Source organism: Actinophytocola sp. (assembly GCF_035762905.1).
Taxonomy (GTDB): domain Bacteria; phylum Actinomycetota; class Actinomycetes; order Mycobacteriales; family Pseudonocardiaceae; genus DASYTH01.
The window spans coordinates 25204-36147 of the sequence record NZ_DASUCC010000132.1 but is presented as its reverse complement, the minus strand read 5'-3'; the positions used below and the strand labels follow the sequence as shown (position 1 = coordinate 36147).

8 protein-coding genes are annotated in these 10944 nt (G+C 72.8%); 3 read left to right on the top strand and 5 right to left on the bottom strand.

Going from position 1 to position 10944, the window contains the following annotated elements:
* Nucleotides 1-2243, top strand: a 2243-nt coding sequence (locus tag VFV67_RS28645) for a M36 family metallopeptidase (protein WP_326473785.1), incomplete at its 5' end; no start/stop codon positions are given.
* Between the two features lie 43 nt (nucleotides 2244-2286).
* Here VFV67_RS28645 and ffh read toward each other — a convergent pair.
* Nucleotides 2287-3816, bottom strand: coding sequence for a signal recognition particle protein (ffh, locus tag VFV67_RS28640; protein ID WP_326473784.1), 1530 nt, complete (start codon nucleotides 3814-3816; stop codon nucleotides 2287-2289).
* Between the two features lie 121 nt (nucleotides 3817-3937).
* Here ffh and VFV67_RS28635 point away from each other — a divergent pair, with 121 nt between their 5' ends.
* On the top strand, nucleotides 3938-4621 hold the full coding sequence (locus VFV67_RS28635) for a peptidylprolyl isomerase (RefSeq protein WP_326473786.1): 684 nt from the start codon (nucleotides 3938-3940) through the stop codon (nucleotides 4619-4621).
* Between the two features lie 12 nt (nucleotides 4622-4633).
* On the opposite strand, the gene VFV67_RS28630 is transcribed toward VFV67_RS28635, so the two are convergent.
* From VFV67_RS28630 to VFV67_RS28615, 4 genes are all read right to left on the bottom strand, one after another.
* A complete protein-coding gene (locus VFV67_RS28630; RefSeq protein WP_326473783.1) occupies nucleotides 4634-5905 on the bottom strand; it encodes an amidase in 1272 nt (423 codons plus the stop codon).
* Between the two features lie 148 nt (nucleotides 5906-6053).
* On the bottom strand, nucleotides 6054-8429 hold the full coding sequence (locus tag VFV67_RS28625) for a [protein-PII] uridylyltransferase (protein WP_326473782.1): 2376 nt from the start codon (nucleotides 8427-8429) through the stop codon (nucleotides 6054-6056).
* Between the two features lie 4 nt (nucleotides 8430-8433).
* Nucleotides 8434-8772, bottom strand: coding sequence for a P-II family nitrogen regulator (locus VFV67_RS28620; protein WP_326473781.1), 339 nt, complete (start codon nucleotides 8770-8772; stop codon nucleotides 8434-8436).
* A complete protein-coding gene (locus VFV67_RS28615) occupies nucleotides 8769-10163 on the bottom strand; it encodes an ammonium transporter (RefSeq protein WP_326473780.1) in 1395 nt (464 codons plus the stop codon). The genes VFV67_RS28620 and VFV67_RS28615 overlap by 4 nt, the downstream gene beginning before the upstream one ends.
* A 179-nt stretch (nucleotides 10164-10342) precedes the next feature.
* Here VFV67_RS28615 and VFV67_RS28610 point away from each other — a divergent pair, with 179 nt between their 5' ends.
* A complete protein-coding gene (locus VFV67_RS28610; RefSeq protein ID WP_326473779.1) occupies nucleotides 10343-10936 on the top strand; it encodes a (2Fe-2S)-binding protein in 594 nt (197 codons plus the stop codon).
* Nucleotides 10937-10944 lie beyond the last annotated feature (8 nt).

Here is a 10944-nt window from a genome sequence, read left to right as displayed (position 1 = left end):
TCGGCAAGGACCAGGCCGACCTCACCGGGTTCACCACCTACATCGACGGCCGCACCGGGAAGGTGCTGTTCCGCGAGGACATCGTCGACCACGACGTGGACAACCCGGAGTGGGACGTGTTCCCGGCCAACCCGCCGGCCGACAACTCCACCGTGGACAACCGGGTGCGCTGGTGCCTGACCGCGGCGCCCGGCTGCGAGCGGGCCGTGAGCACCGCGGACACCGGCGCCGCGTGGGACATCGACCCGGCGACCGGTGCCTCCAGCCAGACCTCGGCCGGCAACTCGGGCCGGTCCACCGAGAAGTGGGACAGCCTGGTGGGCAGCACGATCGGCACCCGGACCGCGGCGACCAGCCCGACCCGCGAGTACACCTACCCGTGGACCAACCAGTGGACCGAGGCCAAGTGTGACCCGGCCGTGTTCGCCACCCCGCAGGAGAACGACATCAACGCGGCGCTGGCCAACCTGTTCGCCGCGCACAACCGGATGCACGACTGGTCCTACCGCCTCGGGTTCACCGAGGAGGCCTGGAACATGCAGACCGACAACCACGGTCGGGGCGGTCTCGGCAACGACTTCGAGCGCGGCAACGCCCAGGCGGGCGGCCGGGCCGGTGGGGCGCCGCCGGACTTCCCGTCCCGCAACAACGCCAACCAGGCCACTCCGCCGGACGGCGTTCCGGCGACCACGAACATGTTCCTGTGGCAGCCGCTGCCCGGCCTGTTCTACGCCCCGTGCGTGGACGGCGACTACGACATGTCGGTGATCGGGCACGAGTACGGCCACGCGATCAGCGGCCGCATGATCGGCGGTCCGGACACCGGCTGGCAGGGCGCGCAGGCCGGTGCGATGAACGAGTCGCACTCCGACCTGTTCGCCATGGAGTACCTGTACGAGTACGGGTTCCGGCCGAGCGGCAACACGCCGTACATCACCGGTGGCTACGTCACCGGCGACCCGGAGCACGGCATCCGCAACTTCGACATGAGCCGCAGCCCGCTCAACTACAGCAACCTGTCCTACGACCTGGTCGGCCAGCAGGTGCACGCCGACGGCGAGATCTGGTCGGCGACCAGCTTCGACGTGCGCCAGGAGTTCATCAACCGGTACGGCCTCGGCACGCCCGCGCTGCAACGGTCCTGCGCGGACGGCCAGACGCCGGTGACCAGCTGCCCGGGCAACCGGCGCTGGATGCAACTGGAGTTCGACGCCCTGCTGCTCAACGCCTCCGGCGCGGTGAGCTACGTCGACATGCGCAACGCGATGATCGCCGCGGACCAGATCCGGTTCGGCGGCGCGAACGCCGAGATCATGTGGCGGGCGTTCGCGCAGCACGGCCTCGGCCGGGACGCGGCCAGCAACGGGCCGAACGACGAGCACGCGACGCCGAGCTTCGCCTCGCCGATGGGCACCAATGCGACCCTGCGGCTAATTCCGTCCGGCCAGGGCGCCACCGCACCGGTGCAGCTGTTCGTCGGTGACTTCGAGGCGCGCTCGATCCCGGTGGCCGACACCGATCCGGCCACGACGCTGCCCGACACGGTGGAGATCGCGCCGGGGTCGTACACGTTCGTGGTGACCGGTGCCGGGTTCGGCAGCAGCGTCCGGCAGGAGCGCACGCTGCGGGCCGGCGAGCGGGCGGTCATCGTGCCGGTGGTCATGCGCAACCTGGCCTCGGCCAGCGCCGGCGCAACGGCCAGCGGCGACGGCGTCAACCTGGCCCGGCTGATCGACGACACCGAGGCGACCAACTGGGCGTCCATCGGCTCGCCGGTGGCCGGCAAGTCGGTCATGGTGGACCTGGCCGGGACGGCGCCGCAGTCGGTGAGCCGGGTCGCGGTCAGCGCGCTGCTGCGGCCGGCGATCGCCGGTGACCCGGACGCCGGTGGCCAGAACCGGTTCACGGCGCTGCGCCAGTTCGACGTGCTGTCGTGCAACGCCACCTTCGCCGACTGCACCAACCCGGCCAGCTACCGGCAGGTGTTCACCAGCCCGGCGAACGCCTTCCCGGCGAACTTCCCACGGCCGACGGCGTCGGATCTGACCAACCGGTCGTTCCGGTTCGCGCCGACGGTGGCCACCCACCTGATGATCAAGGTGCGGACCAACCAGTGCACCGGCGCGCCGGAGTACGCCGGTCAGCAGCAGAACGACCCGCGATTCACCAGTGACTGCACCACCGGCAACCCGACGGTGGCGCAGACGGTCCGGATCTCCGAGTTCCAGGCCTTCACGTTCTGATCGGTGCCGGAACGGGAGCGCGGCGGTCCGCCGCGCTCCCGTTTCAGTTCTCGGGGAACTTGAACTTGGACGGGTCGAAGCCGGGCGGCAGGTCGTTCAGGCCCGGGGGGAGCTCGCGCAGGCTCGGCGGCAGGTTGGACAGGTCGGGCAGGCCGGCGGGGAAGCCGGGCATGCCGCCGCGGGTGCGGGGCGGGGTCGGGCCGCGGCCCTTGCCCTTCTTGCCCTTCTTGCCGCGCTTGGCCGAGCCCCGGGTGCGCGCGCCGGGCAAGCCGAACCGGCCGGCCATCTGCTGCATCATCTTGCGCGCGTCGTAGAACTTGTTGACCAGCTCGTTGACCTCGCGCACGGCCACCCCGGAGCCGCGCGCGATGCGCTGCCGCCGGGACGCGTTGATGATCTTCGGGTTCTCCCGCTCGGCCGGGGTCATGCCGCGGATGATCGCCTGCAGCCGGTCCAGCTGCCGGTCGTCCACCTGGGCCAGCGCGTCCTTCATCTGACCGGCGCCGGGCAGCATGCCGAGCAGGTTGCCGATCGGGCCCATCTTGCGGATGGCGAGCATCTGGTCCAGGAAGTCCTCGAGGGTCAGCTCGCCGGAGCCGATCTTGGCCGCGGTCGCCTCGGCCTTGGTCTTGTCGAAGTGCTGCTCGGCCTGCTCGATCAGGGTGAGCAGGTCGCCCATGCCCAGGATCCGGCTGGCCATCCGCTCGGGGTGGAACGCGTCGAAGTCACCGAGTCCTTCGCCACTGGAGGCGAACATGATCGGCGTTCCGGTGACCTCCCGCACGGACAGCGCGGCACCACCGCGGGCGTCGCCGTCCAGCTTGGTGAGCACCACGCCGGTGAACCCGACCCCGTCCCGGAACGCCTCGGCCGTGGTCACCGCGTCCTGGCCGATCATGGCGTCGACCACGAACAGCACCTCGTCCGGCTGGACCGCCGCCCGGATGTCGACCGCCTGGCGCATCATCTCCTCGTCGATGCCCAGCCGGCCGGCGGTGTCCACGATGACCAGGTCGTGCTGCGCCCGCCGGGCCTCCTCGACCCCGCGCCGGGACACGTCGACCGGGTCGCCGACCCCGTTGCCCGGCTCCGGCGCGAACACCGGCACCCCCGCCCGCTCGCCGACCACCTGGAGTTGGGTGACCGCGTTGGGCCGCTGCAGGTCGGCGGCCACCAGCAGCGGCTTGTGCCCCTGCCCACCGAGCCACTTGGCGAGCTTGCCGGCCAGCGTGGTCTTACCGGAGCCCTGCAGGCCGGCCAGCATGATCACGGTCGGCGGGTTCTTGGCCAGGTTGAGCCGCCGGGTCTCGCCGCCGAGGATGCCGATCAGCTCCTCGTTGACGATCTTGATGACCTGCTGGGCCGGGTTGAGCGCGGCGTGCACCTCTGCGCCCTTGGCCCGCTCCTTGACCTTGGCGATGAACGTGCGGACCACGGGCAGCGCGACGTCGGCCTCGAGCAGCGCGATCCGGATCTCGCGCGCGGTGGCGTCGATGTCGGCGTCGGTCAGCCGGCCCTTGCCCCTGAGGTTCTGCAGAACCGAGGTCAACCGGTCGGAGAGGGTGTCGAACACGTAAGCGAGGGTAGCCGGTCTGGGAAAACGGGATCGGCCTCCGGGTGCCGGACCGGCCCTAGACTGCGGGGACGTGTCGAGGACAACGCTTCGCCTCGTCGGAATCGCGGTGGCCACGGTTCTGACCTCGAGCGGGCTCGCACTGGCCACCACACCCGTCGCCGCAGCGGAACCGACCGGGGTCACCCCGGGGCCGTGCGCCTACACCGCGACCCCGGACGACCCGCCGGCCCGGCCGGTCGGGCTGCCGCCCGACCCCCGCAAGACCCCCAACCGCGGCACGGTCGACGTGCTGCTGTGGACCAACTACGGCCCCATCCCGCTCACCCTGGACCGGGCCAAGGCGCCGTGCACCGTGCAGAGCTTCCTGCACCTGACCCGGCACGGGTTCTACAACCGGACGATCTGCCACCGGCTGACCGCCTACCCGACGCTGAAGGTGCTGCAGTGCGGCGACCCGAGCGGCACCGGCGAAGGCGGGCCCGGCTACCGGTACAAGGACGAGCTGCCCACCGACCTGGCACCGTGGCCGGACGACCCGACCGGGGAGCGCAAGATCTACCCGCGGGCCACCCTGGCCATGGCCAACGCCGGCCCGGACACCAACGGCAGCCAGTTCTTCCTGGTCTACGCCGACTCCCGGCTGCGTCCGCTGTTCTCGATCTTCGGCTCGGTCCGCCCGCTCGGCCTGCACGCCCTGGACCGGGTCGCCGCCGACGGCATCGCCCCGACGCCCGAGGACCCGGCCCCGGTGGACGGCGCCCCCGCCCGCGGCACCGACATCTTCTTCGCGCACCGCTTCTGAAGGCCGCGTTTTCTACAGGCTGCGTTCCACCCACTCGGCCACGGCGAACGCCGCCCGGTCGCCGGTGGCGATGAGCTGCAGGCCGACCGGGAGCCCGCCGGACCCGGGCAGCGGGACGCTCAGCGCCGGGAACGGCGTGACGTTGAGCGGGCGGTTGTTGCGCAGCAGCAGGTCGCGCACCGGGCGGCGGCCGCCGGACACGCTCGCCTCGGTCGCGTCCAGCGGCGGTGCGAGGATCGGCACGGTGGGCAGCAGCACGGCGTCCACCGTGGCCAGGATGCGGCCCAGGTCGGCGGTCAGCGCGCTCATCCGGGACCGGGCGCGGACGTAACGCCAGCCGGGGACGGCGGCGGCGTCGCGCAGCCGGTCGCGGAGGTCGGGCTGGTAGTCGTCGAGGGCGGCGTCCAACTCGTCGTGCACCGCGGCGGCCTCGGGCCCCTGCAGGTCGAAGGCGGTCTCGGTGAACAGGCGCCAGTCGGGCGGCTTGACCTCGACGACGAAGGCGCCGGCGTCGGCGAGGCGGTCGAGCGCGGTGCGGTAGGCGTCGGCCACCTCGGGGGCGCAGTCGAGCAGGTCCGGGTCGGCCAGCACGCCGAGCCGGGGCGCGGACAGGGCGTCGCCGGTCAGGTCGATGCCGGCGAGCACGGCGGTGACGTAGCGGGCGTCGGCGACCGAGCCGGTCAGCAGGCCGACCCGGTCCAGGGTCCGGGCCAGCGGGAAGACGCCGTCGGAGGACAGGGTGCCGCGCTGCGGCACCGCGCCGACCACCCCGCACAGGGCGGCCGGGATGCGCACCGAGCCCGCGGTGTCGGTGCCCAGCGCCACCGGCACGATGCCGGCGGCCACCGCGGCGGCCGAGCCGGCGCTGGAGCCGCCGGTCATCCGGGACGCGTCGTGCGGGTTGCGGCACGGACCGGCCACATTGGACGTTCCGGTGCAGCCGTAGGCGAACTCGTGGCTGTGGGTCAGCCCGATGATCACCGCGCCGGCCTCCCGGGCGCGGCGCACCACCTCGGCGTCCGCGCCGGCCACCCGGCCGGCGAAGACCCGCGAGCCGCAGGTGTGCGGCAGCCCCTGGACCGCGATGATCTCCTTGACCAGCAACGGAATTCCGGCAAGCGGGCCGGCGGTCGCGGCGGCCGCGGCCGGCCGGGCACCGGCCGCGTCCAGGTGCGTCACGGCGTTGCACCCGGCGTGCTCGCGGGCCCGGTCAAGGGCCCGCTCGGTCAGCTCGACCGGGTCGAGGAGGCCGGCGCGCACCCCGGCGGCGGTGTCTTCGATCACCGGCCCAGCATGGCACGAAGCCGGGATGGGGCCTGACCCCTCGACAGGCCCCATCTCGGCCTCCCCCTTGCCGAACAGCCTGCCGGGGGCGCGGTCCCGACTTGAGCGGAAACATCCCCGAACCGGTTGAGTAGGACTACCTAACCGGTCAGCAGGCGGCCAGTACGGCGCGCTCGATGGCCAGCCGCCAGCTCAGATCGGGCACCGTGTCCCCGGCAGCGCCCACCAGGGCCAGGCTGAACGAGGCGACCGCGGTTCCGCCGAGTTGGCTGGCCCTGGCCCACAGCACGTCCGCGCCGCACTGTTCCAGCGCGTCGGCGACGCTGTGCAGCAGCCCGATCCGGTCCGCGGCGCGCAGCTCGAGCACCACGGCGCCGGAGTTCCGCCCGCCGGCCTCGTCGTCGAACCACAGCGTGCGCGGCTCGGGCCCGTCGACCGCCCGGCCGCCGTAGTCGCGCTCCTTGGCGGCGAGCCGCTCGGCCAGCGGCAGCGTCCCGCCGATCGCCCGGGTGAAGTGCTCGCGCAGCAGCGCCGGGTCGGGCAGCGAGCCGAACCGCGGCGAGACGGTGAACACGTCCACCGCCGCGCCTGCGTGGCTGGCCAGCGTCGCGGCGTGCACCTGCAGCGAGTGCAGTGCCAGCACCCCGGTCGCGCGGGAGAGCAGCCCCGGCCGGTCCGGGGCGACCAGCGTGATCGTGGACAGCGCGCCGGTGCCCTCGATCACCACGTCCGGCCGGCCGGAGCCGGCCACCGCCTCGGCCAGCGCCCGGTGCGCGGCGTCGATCGGCGCCGGGCCCTGGTGCGGCTCGCCGGCCATCGCCCGGCGACACCGGGCCACCAGGTCGCCGATCAGCCGGGCCTTCCACTCCGACCACACCCCCGGCCCGGTGGCCAGCGAGTCCGCCTCGGACAGCGCGTGCAGCAGCTCGAGCAGCACCGGGTCGCCGTCCAGCGTGTCCACCACCCGCTGCACGGTGGCCTCGTCCTCGATGTTGCGCCGGGTGGCGGTATGCGGCAGCAGCAGGTGGTGGCGGACCATCGCGGCCAGGGTCTCCACGTCCGCCTTGGACAGGCCGAGCCGCTGGCCCACCTGGGTGGCCAGCGCCGCGCCGACCACCGAATGGTCGGCGTCGCGGCCCTTGCCGATGTCGTGCAGCACGGTGCCGAGCAGCAGCAGGTCCGGCCGGGACACCCCGGTGGCCAGCCGGCCGGCGTTCGCGGTGGCGGCCACCAGGTGCCGGTCGACGGTCCACACATGCGCCGGATCGCGCGGCGGCAGGTCCCGCACCGCGCCCCACTCCGGGAACAGCCGCGCCCACAGCCCGGTCCGGTCCAGCGCCTCGACCACGTCGATCAGGCCCTCGCCGGTGCCGAGCAGCGCGATCAGCGACTGGCGCACCTCGACCGGCCACGGTGCCCTCGGCTCCGGGGCGGACTCGCCCAGCCGGGTCAGCGCGGACGGCGCGATCGGGTTGCCGGTGCGCGCCGCCGCCGCGGCCACTCGCAGCAGCAGCCCGGGATCCCGGCTCGGCTCGGCGTCCCGGGCCAGCGTCACCTCCGCGCCGTGCAGCACGACGCCCTCGTCCAGCGGCCGGCGCTCCGGGGCCCGGCGCAGCACGCCGAGCACCCGCCGGGCCGGCACGCCCGCGCCGGTGGACCGGAAGGCCACGTCCAGCGCGTAGGCCACGGTCCGCCCGGCCCCGGACAGCGCCCGGGTCAGCGTGAACCGGTCGCCGATGCCCAGCGCGGCGCCGATCTCGTCACCGTCCTGGGGGCGCAGCACGTCACGGGCCCGGCCGGCGTTGCGGCGCAGCTCGGTGCGGATGTCCAGGAGCAGCTGCCGGGCCGCCACCACCTCACCGGCCGGCCGGTCCACCAGCTGCGCGGCGGCCAGCGCGTTCAAGATCGCCAGGTCACGCAGCCCACCCTTGCCGTGCTTGAGGTCCGGCTCCACCCAGTGCGCCACCTCGCCGGTGCGCCGCCAGCGCCGCTGGGCCGACTCGGCCAGTTCGCCGAGCCGCTTGCGGATCCCGGTCCGCCACTGGGTCTTCGCCGTCACGGCCAGCCGTTCGGTGACCTCCCGGTCCCCCGCGACGTGCCGGGCGTCCAGCATGCCGAGCGCGGTGCGCAGGTCCCGCCCGGCCACCTCCAGCGCCTCGCCGACGGTGCGCACCGAGTGGTCCAGGCCCACCCCGGAGTTCCACAGCGGGTACCACATGCGCTCGGCGAGCTGCTCGATCGTGTTAACGCCGACCGACCGGCGACCCTCGTGCACCAGCAGCAGGTCGAGGTCGGAGTAGGGCACCAGCTCCCTGCGGCCGAGCCCGCCGACCGCGATCAGCGCGATCCCGGTGGTGTCGTTGAGGATCCCGGCCTGGCTCGCGTGCGCGGTGAGCCAGAACTCGTGCAGGTCGGCCAGTGCCTCGCGGAGCGCCTCCGGCCCGAGCCGGTGCTGACCCGCGGCCCGCCCGAGCAGGCGGTCGCGGGCCAGCACCAGATCGGCTGCCGTCTCCCCCGTACTCATCGGCTCAGAGAGCGTCGGTGCCACGCTCTCCCGTGCGCACCCGAACCACCGCTTCGACCGGTGTCACCCATACCTTGCCGTCCCCGATCTTGCCCGTGCGGGCGGTCTCCACGATCGCGTCCACGGTCTTGTCCGCGGCCACGTCGTCGACGAGCACCTCGACCCGGACCTTCGGCACGAAGTCCACGGAGTACTCGGCGCCCCGGTATACCTCGGTGTGCCCCTTCTGCCGGCCGTACCCCTGCACCTCGCTGACCGTCATGCCGAGCACGCCGATCTGTTCGAGGGCCGCCTTCACGTCGTCGAGGGTGAACGGCTTGATGATTGCGGTGACGAGTTTCATGCCTTGGTCTCCTCGAGAACGTCAGCGGTTCCGGTCGCGACCGGCGGCCGGGCCGCGATGCCGGCGCCGCCGCCACCGCCGCCGATGCCGCCGATGTCGTAGGCGGTCTCCTTGTGCTCGGCCTCGTCGATGCCGGTGGTCTCCGCCTCGGCGTCCACCCGGAAGCCGACCGTGAACTTGATCAGCAGACCGATGATCAGGGTAAGCACGAACGAGTACCCGAGCACGGCGCCCGCGGCAACGGCCTGCTTGCCCAGTTGGCCGAGGCCGCCGCCGTAGAACAGGCCGTCGGCGCCGAGCGCGTTCACGCTCTTGGTGCCGAAGAAGCCGATCAGCAGCGTGCCGACCAGACCGCCGACCAGGTGGATGCCCACCACGTCCAGCGAGTCGTCGAACCCGAACCGGTACTTCAGGGACACGGCGAGGGCGCACAGCGCACCGGCGATCACGCCGATCGCGGTGGCGCCGAGCGGGCTGACGAACCCACACGCCGGGGTGACGGCGACCAGACCGGCGATCGCACCGGAGGCGGCGCCGAGGGTGGTCGGCTTGCCGAACTTGGCCTGCTCGACCAGGACCCAGCCGAGCACGGCGGCCGCGGTGGCCACGGTGGTGTTGGTGAACGCGACCCCGGCCAGGTCGCCGGCGCCCAGCGCGGATCCGGCGTTGAAGCCGTACCAGCCGAACCACAGCAGGCTGGCGCCGAGCAGCACGAACGGCACGTTGTGCGGCCGGGAGATGTCCTTCGGCCAGCCCTTGCGCCGGCCGAGCACCAGGGCGAGCGCCAACCCGGCCGCACCGGCGTTGATGTGCACCGCGGTGCCGCCGGCGAAGTCCAGCGCCTTGAGGTCGTTGGCGATCCAGCCGCCGACCGCGTCCGCGCCCATGAAGCCGCTGAACGAGAACACCCAGTGCGCGACCGGGAAGTAGACGATCGTGGACCACAGCACCAGGAACAGCACCCAGCTCCAGAACTTCGCCCGGTCGGCGATCGCGCCGGAGATCAGGGCCCCGGTGATGATCGCGAACATCAGCTGGAACATGGCGAACACGAACACCGGGATCGCGTTGCCGCCCGGCCACGGGATCTCCGGCGCGCTCTCGGTTGCCGCCACCGCGTAGCCGGCGAGCTTGCCCGATGCCTCGGTTAACCCGGCCCAGTCGAAGTTTCCGATCAGACCGGCGAACCCGTCATTGCTGAACGACAGGCTGAACCCGTAGAGAACCCAGAGAACACTCACCACCCCGAGGGCGATGAAGTTCATCATGAGCATGTTCAGCACGCTCCTGGAGCGCACCATGCCCCCGTAGAAGAAGGCCAAGCCGGGTGTCATGAGCATGACCAGCGCGGCACTGGCCAGTACCCACGCGGTATCTCCTGAGTTGAGCACAACGTCCTCCCGTGCGCGAGATTTGCACGGGGAGCATCGATAAGTCCTGTTTCACGGGATCGCGCGCCAGGTTTCGCCGGGGTGAACTGTCGCGGTAGCCGTGTTACGAGCGCGTTTCGCCCCTCCTGGCTAGTCTCAAGACCATCGTTGACCTGGCCGATACGCAGAGGTTGCGGCCGGTGCGGGCGTCGGAGATCACCGATCCTCGCTGGCTTCGCCGGCAGATCGACGCCGCCGGCCGGTTCTACCGGCTTGCCCGCCGGCCGGCACTGGGCGTGTTGTGGTGGTACTCGGCCAGTTCGGTGCTGCTCGGTCCGCCGGTCGAGGCCCTTGCCGGCGGCGGACCCGCGGTGGACCCGGGGCTGGAGAGCATCATCCTGCTCGTGCACCCGGACGGCCGGATCCTCGACGCCCGTTCGGACTCCGCGCCGCGCGGCGAGTTCGGCCCGCGGCTCGCGGCGGCGCTGTCCGCCGGAATCGAGGCGGTCGCCGGGGTGAGCGGCGCGCCGCCACGGGCGCTGTGGGCGATCGCCACCGACTCGCTGGCCAACCGGGTGCTGTGGGCCGGTGGTTCGCCCGCGCTGGCCGAGCGGATCGCCGCCGCGGTCGGCCCGGCGCTGCCGGTGCCGCGCTATGTCGAGGCGGGCGGCCGGCTCGTCGTGCGCCGGGCCTCGTGCTGCCTGGTGTACGAGGCTCCTGGGCAGGGCAAGTGCGCCAGTTGTCCGCGCCAGACACCGAAAGAGCGCCTTCGGCGCTTGTGTGACGGCGGGTAGTTCCGCCA